Annotated in this window: 22 protein-coding genes and 1 tRNA gene; 15 read left to right on the forward strand and 8 right to left on the reverse strand. The window is 34.1% G+C overall.

The genetic code is table 11. From position 1 onward, the window contains the following. Positions 1 to 64 precede the first annotated feature (64 nt). The 6 genes from QMN06_RS10895 to QMN06_RS10920 all read left to right on the forward strand — a co-directional run bounded on the left by QMN06_RS10895 (position 65) and on the right by QMN06_RS10920 (position 2,735). Complete coding sequence (locus tag QMN06_RS10895) at positions 65 to 1,033, forward strand: sodium-dependent bicarbonate transport family permease (protein WP_281970143.1); 969 nt, start codon at positions 65 to 67, stop codon at positions 1,031 to 1,033. A gap of 119 nt (positions 1,034 to 1,152) precedes the next feature. After that, a tRNA-Met gene (locus QMN06_RS10900) sits at positions 1,153 to 1,229 on the forward strand. Between the two features lie 237 nt (positions 1,230 to 1,466). Next, positions 1,467 to 1,784 carry a hypothetical protein gene (locus tag QMN06_RS10905; RefSeq protein WP_281970144.1) on the forward strand — a complete coding sequence of 106 codons (318 nt, stop codon included), beginning with the start codon at positions 1,467 to 1,469 and terminating at the stop codon, positions 1,782 to 1,784. Beyond that, complete coding sequence (locus tag QMN06_RS10910) at positions 1,781 to 1,996, forward strand: hypothetical protein (protein ID WP_281970145.1); 216 nt, start codon at positions 1,781 to 1,783, stop codon at positions 1,994 to 1,996. Before QMN06_RS10905 ends, QMN06_RS10910 begins: the two co-directional genes overlap by 4 nt. Next, positions 1,993 to 2,439, forward strand: coding sequence for a hypothetical protein (locus tag QMN06_RS10915; protein WP_281970146.1), 447 nt, complete (start codon positions 1,993 to 1,995; stop codon positions 2,437 to 2,439). The genes QMN06_RS10910 and QMN06_RS10915 overlap by 4 nt, the downstream gene beginning before the upstream one ends. A gap of 44 nt (positions 2,440 to 2,483) precedes the next feature. Continuing rightward, entirely contained in the window at positions 2,484 to 2,735 is a 252-nt protein-coding gene (locus tag QMN06_RS10920; RefSeq protein WP_281970147.1) for a hypothetical protein, read from the forward strand. A 19-nt stretch (positions 2,736 to 2,754) separates the two neighbouring features. Here QMN06_RS10920 and QMN06_RS10925 read toward each other — a convergent pair whose 3' ends face one another. Next, positions 2,755 to 3,168: a hypothetical protein gene (locus QMN06_RS10925; RefSeq protein ID WP_281970148.1), complete on the reverse strand. Its 414-nt coding sequence runs from the start codon at positions 3,166 to 3,168 to the stop codon at positions 2,755 to 2,757. Between the two features lie 103 nt (positions 3,169 to 3,271). Here QMN06_RS10925 and QMN06_RS10930 point away from each other — a divergent pair, with 103 nt between their 5' ends. The 3 genes from QMN06_RS10930 to QMN06_RS10940 all read left to right on the forward strand — a co-directional run bounded on the left by QMN06_RS10930 (position 3,272) and on the right by QMN06_RS10940 (position 5,315). Then, positions 3,272 to 3,871: a recombinase family protein gene (locus QMN06_RS10930; protein ID WP_281970149.1), complete on the forward strand. Its 600-nt coding sequence runs from the start codon at positions 3,272 to 3,274 to the stop codon at positions 3,869 to 3,871. A gap of 3 nt (positions 3,872 to 3,874) precedes the next feature. Next, positions 3,875 to 4,273, forward strand: coding sequence for a hypothetical protein (locus QMN06_RS10935; protein ID WP_281970150.1), 399 nt, complete (start codon positions 3,875 to 3,877; stop codon positions 4,271 to 4,273). A gap of 559 nt (positions 4,274 to 4,832) precedes the next feature. After that, positions 4,833 to 5,315, forward strand: coding sequence for a hypothetical protein (locus QMN06_RS10940; RefSeq protein ID WP_281970151.1), 483 nt, complete (start codon positions 4,833 to 4,835; stop codon positions 5,313 to 5,315). On the opposite strand, the gene QMN06_RS10945 is transcribed toward QMN06_RS10940, so the two are convergent. The 3 genes from QMN06_RS10945 to QMN06_RS10955 form a co-directional block, all read right to left on the reverse strand. After that, positions 5,312 to 5,476, reverse strand: a complete 165-nt coding sequence (locus tag QMN06_RS10945; protein ID WP_281970152.1) for a hypothetical protein — start codon at positions 5,474 to 5,476, stop codon at positions 5,312 to 5,314. The two genes, QMN06_RS10940 and QMN06_RS10945, sit on opposite strands and share 4 nt — an antisense overlap. Beyond that, positions 5,473 to 5,676: a hypothetical protein gene (locus tag QMN06_RS10950; RefSeq protein WP_281970153.1), complete on the reverse strand. Its 204-nt coding sequence runs from the start codon at positions 5,674 to 5,676 to the stop codon at positions 5,473 to 5,475. Before QMN06_RS10950 ends, QMN06_RS10945 begins: the two co-directional genes overlap by 4 nt. Positions 5,677 to 6,026: 350 nt before the next feature. Then, complete coding sequence (locus tag QMN06_RS10955) at positions 6,027 to 6,707, reverse strand: hypothetical protein (RefSeq protein ID WP_281970154.1); 681 nt, start codon at positions 6,705 to 6,707, stop codon at positions 6,027 to 6,029. A 785-nt stretch (positions 6,708 to 7,492) separates the two neighbouring features. Between QMN06_RS10955 and QMN06_RS10960 the strand changes: the two genes are divergently transcribed. Beyond that, positions 7,493 to 8,110: a hypothetical protein gene (locus QMN06_RS10960; RefSeq protein ID WP_281970155.1), complete on the forward strand. Its 618-nt coding sequence runs from the start codon at positions 7,493 to 7,495 to the stop codon at positions 8,108 to 8,110. A 2-nt stretch (positions 8,111 to 8,112) separates the two neighbouring features. Here QMN06_RS10960 and QMN06_RS10965 read toward each other — a convergent pair whose 3' ends face one another. Together QMN06_RS10965 and QMN06_RS10970 are read right to left on the reverse strand one after the other, a co-directional pair. Further along, a complete protein-coding gene (locus QMN06_RS10965; protein WP_281970156.1) occupies positions 8,113 to 8,535 on the reverse strand; it encodes a hypothetical protein in 423 nt (140 codons plus the stop codon). Between the two features lie 90 nt (positions 8,536 to 8,625). Next, positions 8,626 to 9,939: a hypothetical protein gene (locus QMN06_RS10970; protein WP_281970157.1), complete on the reverse strand. Its 1,314-nt coding sequence runs from the start codon at positions 9,937 to 9,939 to the stop codon at positions 8,626 to 8,628. A 352-nt stretch (positions 9,940 to 10,291) separates the two neighbouring features. On the opposite strand from QMN06_RS10970, the gene QMN06_RS10975 reads away from it, so the two are divergent. After that, a complete protein-coding gene (locus QMN06_RS10975) occupies positions 10,292 to 10,822 on the forward strand; it encodes a superoxide dismutase family protein (protein ID WP_281970158.1) in 531 nt (176 codons plus the stop codon). A 10-nt stretch (positions 10,823 to 10,832) separates the two neighbouring features. Here the strand turns inward: QMN06_RS10975 and QMN06_RS10980 are convergent, their stop codons facing one another. After that, positions 10,833 to 11,318, reverse strand: a complete 486-nt coding sequence (locus QMN06_RS10980; protein WP_281970159.1) for an MgtC/SapB family protein — start codon at positions 11,316 to 11,318, stop codon at positions 10,833 to 10,835. Between the two features lie 22 nt (positions 11,319 to 11,340). Beyond that, positions 11,341 to 12,774: a glycosyltransferase family 39 protein gene (locus QMN06_RS10985; RefSeq protein ID WP_281970160.1), complete on the reverse strand. Its 1,434-nt coding sequence runs from the start codon at positions 12,772 to 12,774 to the stop codon at positions 11,341 to 11,343. A gap of 108 nt (positions 12,775 to 12,882) precedes the next feature. Between QMN06_RS10985 and QMN06_RS10990 the strand changes: the two genes are divergently transcribed. From QMN06_RS10990 to QMN06_RS11005, 4 genes are all read left to right on the forward strand, one after another. Next, positions 12,883 to 14,145, forward strand: coding sequence for a putative Na+/H+ antiporter (locus QMN06_RS10990; RefSeq protein WP_281970161.1), 1,263 nt, complete (start codon positions 12,883 to 12,885; stop codon positions 14,143 to 14,145). A gap of 75 nt (positions 14,146 to 14,220) precedes the next feature. Next, a complete protein-coding gene (gene miaB, locus QMN06_RS10995; protein WP_281970162.1) occupies positions 14,221 to 15,582 on the forward strand; it encodes a tRNA (N6-isopentenyl adenosine(37)-C2)-methylthiotransferase MiaB in 1,362 nt (453 codons plus the stop codon). Then, positions 15,566 to 16,048 carry an rRNA maturation RNase YbeY gene (gene ybeY, locus QMN06_RS11000; protein ID WP_281970163.1) on the forward strand — a complete coding sequence of 161 codons (483 nt, stop codon included), beginning with the start codon at positions 15,566 to 15,568 and terminating at the stop codon, positions 16,046 to 16,048. The genes miaB and ybeY overlap by 17 nt, the downstream gene beginning before the upstream one ends. A 27-nt stretch (positions 16,049 to 16,075) precedes the next feature. Further along, a complete protein-coding gene (locus tag QMN06_RS11005; RefSeq protein ID WP_348649139.1) occupies positions 16,076 to 16,918 on the forward strand; it encodes a transporter associated domain-containing protein in 843 nt (280 codons plus the stop codon). The last annotated feature ends 1 nt before the right edge of the window (position 16,919 follow it).

The raw sequence follows: 16,919 nt of genomic DNA on the forward strand, positions 1-16,919 counted from the left end.
TTTACTGTTGTTCTTATAAGTTTTAGGATAGGACAAAATGATCGATATCCAATAGAATCAATCAATGACTAATTTTCTTGATCCCGCCATTTTATTTTTTATATTTGGAGTATTTGCGGGTAGTGTTAAATCTAATCTAGAAATTCCTCCACAAATCTCAAGATTTTTATCTCTCTATTTATTAATGGCTTTAGGGTTAAAGGGTGGTTTTGCACTTAATAAATCTGGTTTTACCAACGAAATTGGCTTCTCTCTTGGTTTAGCAGTTTTCCTTGCCATCATTATTCCTATCATTGGTTACTGGATATTAAGAAAAGGCTTAAATGCTTTTGATGCCGCAGCTATTGCTGCCACCTATGGATCAGTGAGTGCCGTTACCTTTATCACTGCCACTCAATATTTAGATCAATCTAACATTGAATATGGTGGCTATATGTCTGCAGCGATGGCACTTATGGAATCACCTGCGATTATTTTAGCAATTGTTCTAGCAAATAAAGCGCGGGCCTCTCTGTCATTGGATTCAACAACCAAACATACGCAAACTAGCCTCTCTAAAATATTGCACGAATCTTTTACCGATGGCGCTCAACTTTTACTTCTTGGAGCAATGGTCGTAGGCTTGTTAAGTGGCGACGCCGGGCAAAAGTTAATGGCGCCGTTTTCAATTGATCTTTTCAAAGGCATGCTAGCTTTTTTCTTATTAGATATGGGCCTCATGGCTTCTCGAAATTTTTCAGGCCTCAAAGGCAAACCTAAAATTACTCTTATATATGCATTCGGTTCACCAATATTGCATGCTCTCTTGGCTTTAGCACTATGCAAGTTAATTGGTTTACCGCTAGGAAATACAATCTTACTTATGGTACTTGCCTCTAGTGCTTCTTATATTGCTGTACCTGCAGTTTTACGTCATGCGATGCCTGAAGTCAATCCAGCCTTATATATGGGAATGTCTTTGGGCATCACTTTTCCATTAAATATCATTTTTGGTATTCCTATTTATAGCGTAATGGCGAAATATTTTTTTTGACATACTTGCCATGCCTGATGAAGGAACAATTTACTGTGGTCTAGTTAAAAAAGAGAGTATTTTTATAGCATTGACGACAATAGACATCACCCCTCTACATAGTCTATAATATTAAGTTCGGCGAATTAGCTCAGTTGGTTAGAGCGACGGAATCATAATCCGCAGGTCCGGGGTTCGAGTCCCTGATTCGCCACCAAAAACTCTTAAAAATCATATACATAAGTAAATTTTTGATTTTAAAAAAATATAAAAGTATCTAAGTATGGAGTTAGATACTTTTTAATTGAAGTAATTACAATACCCACAAGACTAAAAAACTTGTGGGTTTTTTCTTTTCTAGACCTCTACTCTTCTCTAATCTAGTCAGTCTTTCGTACTTTTTGACACTCTAAAGTTATTCCGTCACGATTAATAGGTGATAGAGTTAAGAGATATGAAAAAACTGTTACTTCTTTTACTTACGATGTACATTCTAATTAGTTGTTCAAAAAAAGATGAGTTTGTTTCGTTTGTTTGTGGTGAAAATAATAATAATTCACTTACCTTTTCAAATTCATTGAATATGGATAATCCACCAAAAATCATGACCATCAATAAAGATGAATTAATCTTTTGTAATAAAGAAGGTAATGTTCTAAAATATATTAAAGAAACTTGTGAGGTTGGTAATACAACTATTCGTTTTGATCCCATCATTAAAGAAATCACTTTCAACGAACCACCTCGTCAAATCACTATGGTGTGTAAATGAAGATAATCATCACACTACTTCTTGTTTCTATATCCTTACCGGTCTATTCTGTTGGTCATCACTCAGTCAAAGGTTACATCAAGAAAAATGGAACTTATGTAAAGTCACACCGACAAACAAATCCAAATAGAACTCAACGAGACAATTGGTCTAGTAAACCTAATTTTAATCCCTACACAGGAAAACAAGGAACTAAGGAACCAAGAAGATGAAAAGACTTATATCTTTAGTCTCTTTAATGATTTGTCTTACGTTTTCTTTGACTTCTTGTGAAAAATTCAATGACAAAAGAACCAAATCTCAAAGTTTTATTTGTTCTGGAGTAGTTTTATTAAATAAAGAAAACCCAATATGTAGAAATCAAGAAATTAAATTTACTTTGATTATTAATAATTCTAATATTTCAGTGGATCACGAACCCTGTACTTCCAGAATTGAATTTAATAGATTACATAAAGATATTGATAATGAGGTGAAATTAGAATTTTCTAATACTTTTGAACACCCAGTTACTAGACACAAAATACTACATACATTTGTAATTAATAAAGTTACTGGTGAATTTGGATTGGGTGAAAGTGATACTAACGAATTAGGTATGGATACTTTATCGGTTGGTGGTTTATGTAAGAAAAAAGAGAGGGTTATAGAGTGATTTATCATAGGATTTACAGATATGAAAACATCTTAAAAGTAATTATGAAAAAATCTCTAATACTGACTATCTTTTTATCATTTGTGATTTCAACAAATGTTTTTTCATCTTCTTATGAATGTAAAGTGACTTGTGATAGATACTCAGTTGATAGAGTAGAAGTTGATAAATTTGTCGGTATTAAAAAGTTCTATTTCTTCAAAGGTCAGTTTGATGTTCAACTATTCCCTGATATGAACTTTGTCGAGAACAATGGTCGTGGTGGTGTCTCTTACGGAAAGTGTGAAAAATTGTGAAAGTGAAATAATTGTTAAGTTAAAACAATTTCTTAGAAACCACACACTTTCCAATGAATAACTGTTCTATTTGATTTGGATTAGAAGAATCAATCTGTGTTAAGTTAATTTCACCTGAAAAACGATTTACCAGACCAGAAAATATTATTTTTTCGTCATCTGAATATCTAAACGTTATTTTGGAGTCAGAGGTTGATAATACCTTGTAATTAAATTGGTTTCCTGAACTATAAGATGAAAATCCAACTAATTCCACTTTTACTGTTGATTTGTTTATGGAAATCATCGTACCATTTACGTTCACATTACGAATATTTTTAGTAAAGTTATCGTACGTACCAGAACAAACTAAGTTAGTAGTAATTTCTTCAGAATACCCATAAACAGATATAAAACTAAAGAATATTATTAATTGACTAATATATTTTTTCATCCTTTTACTACACCTCTAAATCTTCTCAAATAATAGTATCTAACTGGTTGTAATTTCCTCTAGACCTGTTACCTTCCTTCCATTTCTTATATGGGAAGTTTATATGTCAAAGTGTGTTCAATATCTCAGAGTATCTACAACAGACCAGAATCTTGATAACCAAAGATTAGTTCTTCAAGAATTATCTACTCGTAACGGTCACACCATCAGTCACGAATACTCTGACTTCGGTCAATCAGGTACCAAGAGAGATAGAGAGAATCTCAACAGAATGATAGAAGATGGTAAAAAGGGTAAATTCACGACTCTCTACGTCATCTCAATTGACCGATTATCTCGTTCTGTAAAAGATTTAATCGAAGTAGTAGAAACCCTTAATCAACATGGTGTTCAAATCATCTTTCAAAGAGAACAGATTGATACGAAGACACACACAGGTTCATTCTTTCTTACTGTATTGGGTAGTCTTTATCAATTAGAACGACAAGTCATGATTGAACGAATTAATCAAGGAATACAGAGGGTTAAATCACAGGGTAAACATTGTGGTAGACCGACAAAAGTAAACTCATCGTTAATTTCATCTGTTAGACTATTAAGAGAGAAAGGTGTCTCTATACGGGATATCTCTAAGACTTGTTCTATTGGAGTTGGAACAACAATGAAGATAGTCAAAGAACATGGAATTGAACCGATTGGGTGAAATATGAAATTAATTACTTCTTTTCTAGTTACCTTCGTATTGATCGGATGTTCCAAAATAAACGAAGATACATTTTCTTTGGTATGTTCAGGTACTGAAGAAATCGCGAGTAATATTCTTAAAGAATCTAAATCTCAAACAAGAACTCTAAATTTCAAAGGAAAAAAATTAGATGGATATGACTGTCATACTTGGACAAACGAAAAAATATTATGTTCTATGTATGTTGACTTGGGAGTTGATCATACCTCAAAAACAGAAACTATCAATATTGATAGAATCAGTGGAATGATTAGTTCTAATTACACTCTAAACATTAAATCTCCATATCGAATATCAGAATTTAATACCACAGAAACTTTTAATGGTAAATGTGAAAAAGTTATAGGAAAAAAATTCTAAATATTCATATTGATATGAAAAATTATCATTACGTTTTATATCCTTTCAGATCATTTAAGACCCATTCAATCTCTTCGATTAAGGTGATTTTTAATTTCTCTTAATGAACCATCAATTAAATAAAGAAAGATGGTGAGTTCAATATAAATAAGAATTAAAAGAGATACAACAAAATATTCAAAAAGATTCATAGTAATTTCCTCGGTAAACGTCCACTAGACTTCAAACACTCATCTAATCTCTTTTATGATTTCAAATTTTTGTATGTCCATAATAACGACTTCCAGTAATATGACAAATAACTAACTTCGACCTTTTTTTACTGGTAATTCTAATTCCCCACTAAAAACACTAGTAGAAGTCAGTAATCCAAAAGTAGTGAAATGATGGTATTTTTTTAATTATTAGATTATCACAACATATAAAAAAATTGATAAAGTTCTAACAACCTAATCCTTTACGAACACAGTTATAGTAATATCTGAACAAGGTTATTGACACAAAATAACCATGTAAACACAAGAAATTTTCTGAGTAAATTTTAGATGGTTTTCGAACAATGAAAAAACTTTTAATCTTAACTATTCTGTTAATGTTATCTTCATATGGTAACGCTATAGAAATAAAACTTAATTGTTCTTCAGAATCCTCACGTTTAAATGTATCGGGAAAGGTTCAAAATTTTAGTGGAGATTCAATTATTGAAATAACTGATTTAGGAAAAATTAAATTTATTTTTATTAAATCTGATATTGATGACTTGAATAATATATCAATTTCAACTGTATTCAAATCCGATAACAAAAAATTTCATGAAGTTATTGATGAAAGTGATAAAAACAAGTGGGAAATTTTTAATAAAACTATAACTAATAAGACTAGTAATGAAGACGTTAATTCAATATCCGAACTATCAATTAGAGTTGATAGGAACACTGGACAATTCTTTTTAAAAAGAAATTACATGATAAATAACTTCATAGAAACCACTAATGCTAAAGGAAATTGTGAAAAAATTGATACTACTAAGAAAAAGTTCTAACCCACCACCATCACCACCAAGTTTTTCCTTTGACTTAATCGTTTAATGTCACTCATCAGTTTTATTAATTGTTGTTGAGTGACATTTGTCTTTGTGTCTTTATTTACTTCAAGAAAAATTAAAGATTCTTTTTTCAGTCGTTCCAAATCTCTATCCATCATACTTCCTCATCATCAAGAACAGGTTCAAGTGTAAGAACTACATCAGAATTCTTTAACATCTTGAAAGTGAGTTGTAAAAGTTGATTCACGTAAAAAGTGACTTCTTCTTTGGTCATGTTCTGATACAAATCTAACGAATACCATTGTTCTTTTTCTTCTTTGATGAATCGTTTGAATGTTTTAATTTTGGTGTTGTTCATCTTGTCTCCAATTCTTCTAATACAGTTGTTATTCCTTTTGATTCGATTTCATCTAGAAATTTAGTAATACTTAATCGACCTAAAGTTGACATAGGTATCTTGGTCTTAGATGAGATATTGGAGAATCTCTTATGAAGTTCATAATTCATTCTTAATGGAAATTGAACTTGTGGAGTTGATTCAATTTGAATTGTGGTCATTGGTTTCCTTTTTGGTTAAATTGGATACTCAAACTAAAACTCACTAGTGGTCATCTATAACGACTAGATAAACGATAAGTTAGTATTCATTTGGTTCTCATGGAGTATTTATATAAATTGGAACTACATGATTGATAGTGGATACCAAACTTAATGGAATCTATCAGGAAAACATAAGTAATCAGGATACTTTTCCATCGTTTTTGACACATATAAGAACGTCATAGGTTCACATTCACGTATATGGGAAGTTAATATCTTCTTGGTGTATTGGTGAGTTGGATGGAATGGATTTTTTTCTCTTAAACGTCTAAAGAAACTAGTATTAGACTCATGTACGGAAATAATGGAATGGTGATGGAGTCGGTCAGGGTACTCATATTCACCATCTTGATTTATTTTTTTAAACTTATCTTGTGAATGTTCATCTATAAAAGTAAAGGTAATAGGTTGGATAAGTCTTAAATGAGGTTTATTAATTTTTCTTGTACCTAATAAGTTCACTAGTAAATATTTGGTATAAAAGTTAATAAAGAACGTATTAACATCTTTAGGTCTATAGATTCTGTCTCGGTATGGTCGATATGTAATGGTCATATGGAACAAGATACGGTTTTCGTGATACATCTGTTTATGGAAGTATTCGGTCAAGAAAAGTCGTTCTTGATTGGTCTTATGTGAACTAGGGTACCTTTGGAACTCACTGGTGATGTATTCTTTCCACTTAAATCGTTCTAGATTGATATCTGGTTCTATAAGAGTATTGGAATGGATCTCTTTAAAGATGTCTCTGTTACTCATAGAGATGTTTCTAAGTAATTCAGTAGTCATATGGAAACCTTTCGGGTAGGAGTCTACAAATTGAACTGACTAGGAACAATCTGTAGAGTAAATTAATTGTTAAAGTTTTGATAACTATCTCGTATGAATTCCACTTGAAATGTTATCTAATACAGTTCTATTTATGATTTCAATTGTTTTGACTTGAAATCACTCAGGAAATAGTTTTTCCGTCAGGAAAAAATTTCAAATATTCAAGATTCCACTAGAAAAAAATTATTGGAAATAATCAGTTTCGTGGAGGAATTAATTTTTTTATATCAATCAATACTAAATTTTAAAAATTATAATTTTTCCTGTATCTTGAGAATAATGAGTCATTAATGTAATGATTTTTTTGACAATAATTATTTTTGTTGTCGTCATCTAATAAAAATTCAGTGAGAAGGTCAAGAATTTCATAACAGGTACCATTTCTGAAATCTTTCATCATTGATTTATTAATTATCTGATGACTAACAAGAATAACTTCTAAATTTCTTAAAAACAGAGTTTTATTATTTGACGGAATAATTTCAATTTTTTTCATACTTTTCTTTCACTAAAAAATATGTAATCAATATTTTTTAATACGAAAAACATTTGACTACAATAATTACTATACAGTAAATAACCATATAAATCAGTATTTTACGTAAGCAAAACTCTAATAACGGACATATGTTTTATAGTGAAGTTATGTCTGTTTTTTTCATGTGAGATTTGTGATGGGTTCTATAAATAAAACAATCGTATTAAGAAAAGAGTTCTATAGATTATGGTTTGAGTTCTACAAGATGTCACTAAACTCAACTGATCCAGTCATACTCAAAAAACTTAATCATTCTTTAACAACTTATTACTACAAATGGGGTGATGTGAAGAACACTCATTTTGATGATTGGTGGAAGAAACATGATTATCTATTTGAAGAAGAGTCTATTCGTGTTATGAACAAAGACGATTTGATTGAGTTTGATAATCACATTATTCTTCAAGTACCTGTAAATCAATCAGTAAGTGATTTGATGAAAAATATTAGAACTGTTCTTACTCGTGAACATAAATTAAAAAATAATCGTAAGAAAAATAAATCGATTACAACAACTCAATTTTCGTTAACTGAAGGTTCTGAACCAAAACTGAGTGTATTAAAAGATGTTTTGAATGTGTATAGGTTGTATACGGATTTGAAAAATAGTAATGATAAAAAAGGTAAAAAATTTCGTGAAATAATTTACTATTTTTATAGAACAAATTTCAAAGTCAGAACTTCAATTCCATCTACTTTGATATTAGGTTCAGATACAAGAAAAGAAAGTCAAAGAGTAAATAGAAATATAAGACGATGGATTCAATGGGGAAAAAAGATTCAATTGAACGTACTTAATGGAGAATTTCCAGGTAAGTATTAGTCTTAATTAAGTTTCTTACACAAACCAACATATTGTGAAGGAAATGGACCACTCACGAGATTTATATGGCGACTATGAACAACAGGAAACATATCAGAGAATTTTTGTGTCGGATAAAATATAGTTGTGATGTTCAAATTCCCAGATGGGGTTCTCTCAAAAATATGAAATGATTGTTCACCTTTTAAAACTTGAACATCCTCGGAACCTAAATTACCAATAAACCGACCTTTTCCTTTCTGTATATCAATTTGGTCAAAAATAATTTCTGGCATTGAATTATTATTTTTTGAAATTGGTTTACCTGTATCCCAATTAGTTACGATACCATTGTTAAAAATACATCTAAAAGATTGTGTTTGACTATAAACATTTGTTGAAATCAGAATCCCTAAAACGATTCTAAAAAGATTATTTACCTTCATAGATTTTCCATCAAGTTTTTCAAATTAATTACAGACTATCTTAACTCTATTTTCGAACACCTTTAGAGTTTATTCCTTGAAATATTAACTCTATTCATTGACTATTTCAGATTGTTTAATTCTCGTTGTTTTCTTAACTTGTATAGTTTTCTTTTTCTCTTGTTGTTTTTTTAATCTTTCTCGTTCTAATCGTTTCTTGAGTTGTTCTTCTTTTTTCTTTTCAACACTTTCAAATCGTTGTAGATGAACACGAACATCATCAGTGGTTAGATGTTGACCGTAGAACGAATCTATCATTTGTTGTGATGTTCGACAGTTTCTTGAGAGATGAAGTGTGTTTACATTTCCTTTGATTAATCTCATCATGATGGAAGTGTGTCGTAATGAATACAGTGTCAGATTCTTATCTGTTTGTTCTTGAATTCCTGTTTTCTCAACTATTTTTCGAAAGAGTCGACCGACTACACTCATCATCGTGTCACGATTTTTATACTCAGGAAAAAACACATAATCGTCAGGTTGAATTGTTTTTTGTGTTTGTAATCTCAGTTCATTCAGTTTGTTATAGATACCGACACTAAAAGTCATACATTGAACAGGATGTGAATTCGTTTTTGTTCCAGGGTGATTGAGTTCGATCCATGTTTCTTTACCTTCTTTTCTGATTTTGATATGTTTATGTTTAATAACTCGTAAATCAGATGGTCGAATAAACGAGTTAATCATGAACTGAATCAGGTATTTCATCTCAAGTGTGATGGTGACACCTCGTACGACTACTTTGTCGTTTGATAGTTGTTCGGTTGTTCTGACGAGTAAATCATATTCTTCATCGGTCAAATAATCTCTTTTTTGAGTTGTTTTCAGTTTTCCTGTTATTTTGGGGAAAACGGGTAACTTATCGATTAAGTCATTTGACAAACCAAACTTCAATATTTTTCGTAGAACCACCATGTAGTGTTTGATGGTGGAAAGTGAAATTTCTTTCTCGTTTAACTTGTTTAAGAGTCGACTGATTTGAGAGTTCGTAATTGTTGAGATATCTTGTTCGTTGAAAAATGGTGATAATTCGTTTTTAAAACGAGACTCATCGTTACGGTAGACTGTTGATTTTGATGATTTTTTAATCGAGTCAAGATATTTTCTTCCTACAACGGTGAACGATTTGTTGGTATCTGAGGTATTGGAAACGACACTATTTAAGAGAACAGATTCGTAGAATTTGATTCCGAACTTCTTGGATTCTGAGAGATTGGTGGTTTTGGTGGATTTCGTGAAGTATTTTCCGTTGTAGAAAACTCTGACCCAATAGTATTTACTCGATGGAGTTAGATACACGACAAGTTTTTTGGGATAACCTGAAATGGTTTCTATCGTAGATGAAATGGGAGTTGTTCGACTCATAATAGTTATATTTATACACGATTTTTGGGTCAAAGAGTTAGATACTCAGTTAGATACTTTTGGTGGGGCGCCCTTGTAAACTATTGAATTATATGATAAAATTCTAAATTTTTTAGAGATAAATCGTAATCATAATCCGCAGGTCCGGGGTTCGAGTCCCTGATTCGCCACCAAAAACAAAGGGTTAGCGCAATTTGCCTAACCCTTTTTCTTTATATCTCCCAAGCATTCTTATAAAGTGGCTAATTATCGAATTAATTAATAATGATTGAAACTCTCAAAGCGTCTGTTAGTTTTTCCCAATATTCATAGATTTGTATTAGACTAGATGTATAACAAATTAGGAATATTTATGAAAAAAATGCCAATTAAGTTTAGTACGCAAATTACTATTTGTGCGTCATTATTTTTATCTCTTTCGGCTTGCCAAGTATTTCAAGAAACCCCTTCAGCTACTTCAGTCATTCAATCTAAATCAGGCTCAAATTTAAACGGCTCTGTTAACTTCTCTCAGTCTGGGAAACAAGTTATTGTCACAGGAACTTTTTCTGGCCTAAAACCTAATTCTGAACATGGGATTCATATTCATGAAAAAGGCGACTGCTCAGCTTCTGATGCGATGAGTGCTCTTGGTCATTACAATCCAACAAATGCTCAGCATGGCAACGTGCAAAATACTGTTCATCATGCTGGTGATATGCCAAACATTATGAGTGATGCTAGCGGTAACGCTAATTACCGTGCAACGCTTACAGATTTTTCACTTGTTGGTGATCAAACTATCATTGGACGATCTGTCGTTGTTCATCGCGACCCTGATGACTACAAAACTCAACCAGCCGGAAACTCTGGGCCAAGAATTGGTTGTGGCTTAATTCGTTAAGCTTAGTAATCTACTGTTTACTTTGATCGTCATCATCAAGTTCAGAGCCTCTTACAATACCCAGTACTTTTGCAAGGCCGTTTTCTAAAGAACGTCCAATGATTAAGGTCAATAAAACCGCTGTTAAGCCAAGGGCTCCAACGATAATTTGCCCTGCGCCAAAACAACAGCCTAATATTGCAACGGCCCAAATACTAGCTGCAGTAGTTAACCCCTTCACATTACCAGTTGCCCCTTGATGGACAATGACGCCAGCGCCTAAAAAACCAATCCCAGAAATAGTACCTTGTAATACATGACTTTGAGCCTGAGCATCCCCACCTGTCATGGATGCCATTAACATCATGCCCAATGCACCACCTAAGCTAACTAGGGTATGGGTACGAATTCCAGCAGATTTATGATGCATCCATCGATTCAAACCCAATATCATCCCCGCAAGCATTGCTAAACCTAATCTAATAAGAATATCTTGTATCAAAAATTGAGTTTCCATGTAAACCTCATCCTTTAGGTTTTTATTTCAATAAACATTTACCCTGCGGCGGGTTAATGGCATAGTTGATGGTTACTACAGCCTTGGTAATTGAACTTTTAACTTCAATTGGTGATTGTGTTTTTGCTAGTGGAAAACGCGCAAGATCAAATGCCGATGGGTTTAACATCACCATACCACAATCATTTGCATTTTTTTCAGATATCCAAGGAGTTATCACAGAGTCAGCCTGGGTATAAACATACGTCTTATCCGGGGAGAAAAGACTAACAACTCCTGCCTCCCACTCCCCTCCAGAAACAATCTTAAATGCTTGATCTGGATAAAGTGCATGCCATTTGTCATAAATGGCTTGAGCTAATTCTGGTGCGGGGTAATTTCCGCGAGCAGATTGATTAGGATTGATTTTATCTTTATAAATATATGCTGAACCTAACAGGATTTGTAATGCAACAAATAGTGTAAATGCTTTTTTGTTATAAAGATAAACAAAACGCCCTTTTAACAGCATGGCAAAAACGATTGTTATCATTGGGAGCATCGGTATTACCCAACGATGATATAGGGGTACAAATAAACCCAAAACAATGGTTGTTAAAGCTGGTCCAATCCCCAAGATCCAAATGCAAATTTGATCATTTTTTGTCGTACTACTTTCATGTGATTTTTTTCGAATAAGAAACAAACTTACTATGATCAAACACAAATGCGCTAATAAAATATTGCCGATATATTCAGCTAAATCCAAAAAGTGATTGGTGTTTTTCATCTCATCAAAGCGCTCATTGACATAATGAAATGGCATGAAATCATTTTGTGTAAGCCAGTACACATGAGGTGAAAAAATGACTAAAAAAGCAATGCTAGCAATCCATAATTGCGTCAAATTAAAATGCTTTCGCCAATGCGAGGAAAGCATCAGTAACAAAATAGCACTTGGCATGATAAAGGCCGCCGTATACTTTGATAAAGCATTTAAGCCCATTACAACCCCTAGAATTAGGGCCCATTTTTTACTTCCTGTATCTAGGCAAATGACCAAACAGACAAGGCTTAATGCCCAAAAGGGCATTTGTATTTGATTATGATTAAAGTCTGTAGACCAAAGGTTGCAATAGATGGTTAAGGAATATAAAAACACTGCCACAATCGCTTCTTTTTCAGATAAAAAACGACTAGCTAACCAAGCAACACAATAGTAACTAGCGCTAATAGCCATGCTTGCGCACAAAAATAAAGAAAGCATATTTTTACCAATAAGCATCTGTACGATACTTACAATCCAGGCAGGCATAGGGGGGTGTTTGTAAAATCCCCATTGAAAACTAAGACTCCAACTATACATTTCTGTAGCATCTAGTGGTGGGGCATGGTGCGCCAGCATCGGCACCAAAGTCCAAAAGAACAACTGAAAGACCATCAAGCCAATAGTGAATCTAAGAAGATTTTTAGGCATGGTGTAATAAGAAACTTCTAGAATAAGAATTAATATTAATAATGAATCATTGTACTTCTGATAATTAAGAAGATGTCATAATCATTTTTCAACTTACGAGAACTTTTAATGAACCCCACTCATATTGAAATCATTGCTTCAGCTTTATTTGCAATCGCAATTTTGCATACGTTTATGGTTTCTTCCTTTGAAAAACTTTCCCACTCATATCCAAAGCATGCGGGACTTTTTCACCTTCTTGCCGAAGTTGAGGTAGTTTTTGGATTTTGGGCATTAGTTCTTGTGATGATAATTTCAATATTAGACAACACAAAGGAGGCTGTGCATTTCGTTAATGAGCAAAATTATGTTGAGCCCCTATTTGTTTTTGCTGTCATGGTTGTTGCAGCATCTAAGCCAATACTACATTTAGCTAATTTAGCAATAAACCTTTTATCCGATTTTGTTTCGCGAATAACACCTGTATCGAAAAATACAGTCATATTTTTTGTTAGCTTATCCTTTGTTCCTTTATTGGGTTCGCTGATTACTGAACCTGCAGCGATGACCATCGCTGCTATCTTATTGAGAGACCGTTTCTATAAAACAGGTCTACCAATAAAATTACAATATGCCATCATTGGCGTCCTATTTGTCAATATCTCTATTGGTGGAACCCTCACCAATTTTGCTGCTCCTCCAGTCCTCATGGTTGCAAGTGCTTGGGAATGGACGACCCCATTTATGTTTACTACATTTGGGGACCGAGCAGCCCTTGCAGTCTTTATCAATGCACTCTTAATTACCGTTATATTTCATAAACAACTACCCAAAGAGTTTATTGAACCACCCCAAGAAAAAATGCCCTACACGGTCATTTTGGTGCATTTACTATTTTTGGCTGGAGTGGTTGTATTTGCTCATTATCCTGCTGTCTTTTTATGGCTTTTCTTATTTTTCCTTGGATTTACAACAGCTTACTCGAGATATCAAAACCCACTGATTCTTCGTGAAGCGTTGTTAGTGGCATTCTTTTTGGCGGGCTTAGTTGTGCTTGGCAGTTTACAAAAATGGTGGTTACAACCCGTTTTACAGAGTATGACTCCTGTAGTGGCTTTTTACGGAACCGTTGGACTTACAGCCCTAACAGATAATGCTGCAATTACCTATTTGGGCTCTCTTGTGGATGGTACTTCTACGGAGTTTAGGATTGCTTTAGTTGCTGGAGCAGTTACAGGAGGCGGTCTTACAGTCATAGCAAACGCGCCAAATCCAGCGGGTCTATCTATTTTGCGAGAGCACTTTACTAATCGCGTGGTCAATCCAAGCTATTTACTTGCGGCGGCTATTATTCCAACACTCATCGCTATTATTGCCTTTCGGTTCATCTAAATCTGCATAAAGGCTTGCTCGCCTGCTAAAATAGCGATTTGCCCCCAGTCTTAACTACTGAGAACGGCTCATCCTATGAAAAAAGTATTTATTAAAACCTTTGGTTGTCAAATGAACGAGTATGACTCGGAAAAGATGGCCGATGTCCTTGAAGCGGCTGATCATTACACCGAAACCAACATCATTGAGGAAGCGGATTTAATTCTTCTTAACACGTGCTCTATTCGAGAAAAAGCACAAGATAAGGTGTTTTCTGACTTAGGGCGCTTGCGGGACATGAAAGCTGAAAAACCTGGTCTGCTGATTGGGGTTGGTGGTTGTGTTGCGAGTCAGGAAGGTCAACAAATTGTTAGTCGTGCGCCTTATGTTGATTTAGTCTTTGGTCCCCAAACCTTACATCGATTACCTGCAATGCTTAAAGAGCGTCATCGCTCAGGGCGCTCTCAGGTGGATATCAGTTTCCCTGAAATAGAAAAATTTGATCATCTTCCGCTAGCCAAGAAAAGCGGTGGTGCAGCCTTTGTTTCTATTATGGAAGGTTGTTCAAAATACTGTACTTACTGTGTTGTTCCCTATACGCGTGGCGAAGAAGTTTCAAGGCCTCTTGAAGACGTTCTTGTTGAGGTTTCTACATTAGCTCAACAAGGAGTTTGTGAAATTACACTTTTGGGACAGAATGTGAATGCCTATTTAGGAAAGATCGAGGGAAGTGATGAATTGGCAGACTTCGCTTTATTATTAGAGTACATTTCTGAAATTCCGGGAGTTCAGCGAATTCGTTATACAACGAGTCATCCTAAAGAATTTACGCAACGTTTAATCGAGGCTCATGCTCGGCTACCCAAATTAGTGAACCATCTTCATTTGCCTGTTCAGCATGGCTCTGACCGAATTTTAATGGCGATGAAGAGGGGTTATACGGTGTTGGAGTACAAGAGCATTATTCGTAAAATGCGAAAAGTAAAACCAAACATTCCAGTATCAAGTGATTTTATTGTTGGATTTCCAGGGGAAACAGATGAGGACTTTAATGAATTACTTTCATTGGTTGATGAAATCAAATTCGACAACAGTTATTGTTTCATTTTCAGTCCTAGGCCTGGAACTCCCGCAGCAAATTTAAAAGAAACGGTTTCAAGAGAGGTTAGTGTGAAGCGTCTACAAATGCTTACCTCACTCATTGATGAGCATATTTTGGCAATCAGCAAAAGTATGATTGGCAATACTGAATTGGTGATGATTGAAGGTATGGCTCGAGATGGTCTAAAGTTGCAAGGTCGAACCGAAAATAATCGTGTTGTAAATATTGATTTACCTAAAAATCATCAAGCCCAAAGACTGATTGGAAAAATGTTATCGGTACACTTTACCGATGCATTAGCTCACTCCTTAAAAGGTGAACTTATTTTAAAAAATAGTGATGACTTCTCAAATTAAACGTAAAGTTTCTTTTCAATTGGGGCTTGAACTGCAGTTCGCCTCAGATGCGTTGGAGTCAAAATGGGCGGAAATTTTTTCTGTAAAAAAAATTCGTCCGTGGGTGAAGGCTGCTCTACAACAAGATTCTTTGATTCTCATTCGACTTGTTGGCTTAGCAGAAAGTAAACGTTTAAACCATCAATATCGGGAACAAGACCACTCAACCAATATTCTGACTTTTACTCTTACGGAAGATATTCCTTCTTCAAAACTAACGGCTGATTTAGTTCTTTGTATGCCGATTATTGAAAAAGAAGCAAAAAAGCAAGGTAAAACTATTGAAAATCATTTCGCGCATTTAATCGTTCATGGTGTTCTGCATGCACAGGGATTTGATCATGAGGATGAAATAGATGCTTTAGCTATGGAATCTTTAGAAATCGCTATCTTAAAGCGCCTTAAAATACAAAATCCTTATATCTGAAACAAGATTAAGTTATTCTCTAATAATATGACAGAATCTGAGCCGAAAAACTTTCTCAATACTCTTCTTGGATTTATTACTTCAAGAAAAGATACTCCTGAGGAAAAAAGAATCGCATTGCTTGAAACGCTTCAACAAGCGAAATTGGAAGGCCTTCTAGATTCTGACGCACTTTCAATGATCGAGGGTGTGTTTCAGGTAAGTGAATTAGCTGTCAAAGATATCCTTTTACCAAGGGCTCAAATTGATTGGGTTGATATTGCTGATCCAATTGAAAAAATTATTTCAGAAGTGATTTCTGCCGCTCATTCTCGCTTTCCTGTATTTGAAAATAACCGAGATAATGTGATTGGGATTCTTCTTGCCAAGGACTTATTACGTCACTCAACTGAAAAAGACTTTGATATCCGAGAATGGTTAAGGCCAGCAGTTTTTATTCCTGAATCGAAAAGATTAAGTGTTCTATTAAAAGATTTTCGGAGTAATCGTAATCACCTAGCAATTGTTGTTGATGAATACGGTGGTGTCGCTGGAATTGTGACGATTGAGGATGTATTGGAACAAATCGTTGGTGATATCGAAGATGAACATGATATCGATGATGAAGCTGACAACATCGTCCTTATCTCTGAAGGAAGATATCGCGTTCGAGGTATGACTGAGCTTGAACAAATCAATGAGGTCTTTACTACTGATTTTTTTGATGAAGATATCGACACCATCGCAGGGTTAGTTATTCATCAAATTGGAAGGGTTCCGAAAAGGGGTGAAATTATTCAGCTGCAAGGCCTCAAGTGCGAAATTCAGCGTGCTGATCCCCGGCAAATCCATATACTGATTATCCAAAAAACTCCATTATTGGAGCCTTAAA

It is taken from the genome of Polynucleobacter sp. SHI8, assembly GCF_027944005.1.
Classification (GTDB): Bacteria; Pseudomonadota; Gammaproteobacteria; order Burkholderiales; family Burkholderiaceae; genus Polynucleobacter.

Excerpts from the sequence above, each read along its gene's own strand:
- QMN06_RS10985 (WP_281970160.1), bottom strand. The coding sequence starts at position 12,774 with ATGCCTAAAAATCTTCTTAGATTCACTATTGGCTTGATGGTCTTTCAG.
- QMN06_RS10945 (WP_281970152.1), bottom strand. The coding sequence starts at position 5,476 with ATGATGGATAGAGATTTGGAACGACTGAAAAAAGAATCTTTAATTTTT.
- QMN06_RS10965 (WP_281970156.1), bottom strand. The coding sequence starts at position 8,535 with ATGAAGGTAAATAATCTTTTTAGAATCGTTTTAGGGATTCTGATTTCA.
- QMN06_RS10930 (WP_281970149.1), top strand. The coding sequence starts at position 3,272 with ATGTCAAAGTGTGTTCAATATCTCAGAGTATCTACAACAGACCAGAAT.
- QMN06_RS11005 (WP_348649139.1), top strand. The coding sequence starts at position 16,076 with ATGACAGAATCTGAGCCGAAAAACTTTCTCAATACTCTTCTTGGATTT.
- QMN06_RS10905 (WP_281970144.1), top strand. The coding sequence starts at position 1,467 with ATGAAAAAACTGTTACTTCTTTTACTTACGATGTACATTCTAATTAGT.
- QMN06_RS10960 (WP_281970155.1), top strand. The coding sequence starts at position 7,493 with ATGTCACTAAACTCAACTGATCCAGTCATACTCAAAAAACTTAATCAT.
- ybeY (WP_281970163.1), top strand. The coding sequence starts at position 15,566 with ATGACTTCTCAAATTAAACGTAAAGTTTCTTTTCAATTGGGGCTTGAA.
- QMN06_RS10980 (WP_281970159.1), bottom strand. The coding sequence starts at position 11,318 with ATGGAAACTCAATTTTTGATACAAGATATTCTTATTAGATTAGGTTTA.
- QMN06_RS10925 (WP_281970148.1), bottom strand. The coding sequence starts at position 3,168 with ATGAAAAAATATATTAGTCAATTAATAATATTCTTTAGTTTTATATCT.
- QMN06_RS10975 (WP_281970158.1), top strand. The coding sequence starts at position 10,292 with ATGAAAAAAATGCCAATTAAGTTTAGTACGCAAATTACTATTTGTGCG.
- QMN06_RS10955 (WP_281970154.1), bottom strand. The coding sequence starts at position 6,707 with ATGACTACTGAATTACTTAGAAACATCTCTATGAGTAACAGAGACATC.
- QMN06_RS10935 (WP_281970150.1), top strand. The coding sequence starts at position 3,875 with ATGAAATTAATTACTTCTTTTCTAGTTACCTTCGTATTGATCGGATGT.
- QMN06_RS10895 (WP_281970143.1), top strand. The coding sequence starts at position 65 with ATGACTAATTTTCTTGATCCCGCCATTTTATTTTTTATATTTGGAGTA.
- QMN06_RS10950 (WP_281970153.1), bottom strand. The coding sequence starts at position 5,676 with ATGAACAACACCAAAATTAAAACATTCAAACGATTCATCAAAGAAGAA.
- QMN06_RS10940 (WP_281970151.1), top strand. The coding sequence starts at position 4,833 with ATGAAAAAACTTTTAATCTTAACTATTCTGTTAATGTTATCTTCATAT.
- QMN06_RS10915 (WP_281970146.1), top strand. The coding sequence starts at position 1,993 with ATGAAAAGACTTATATCTTTAGTCTCTTTAATGATTTGTCTTACGTTT.
- QMN06_RS10920 (WP_281970147.1), top strand. The coding sequence starts at position 2,484 with ATGAAAAAATCTCTAATACTGACTATCTTTTTATCATTTGTGATTTCA.
- QMN06_RS10970 (WP_281970157.1), bottom strand. The coding sequence starts at position 9,939 with ATGAGTCGAACAACTCCCATTTCATCTACGATAGAAACCATTTCAGGT.
- QMN06_RS10910 (WP_281970145.1), top strand. The coding sequence starts at position 1,781 with ATGAAGATAATCATCACACTACTTCTTGTTTCTATATCCTTACCGGTC.
- miaB (WP_281970162.1), top strand. The coding sequence starts at position 14,221 with ATGAAAAAAGTATTTATTAAAACCTTTGGTTGTCAAATGAACGAGTAT.
- QMN06_RS10990 (WP_281970161.1), top strand. The coding sequence starts at position 12,883 with ATGAACCCCACTCATATTGAAATCATTGCTTCAGCTTTATTTGCAATC.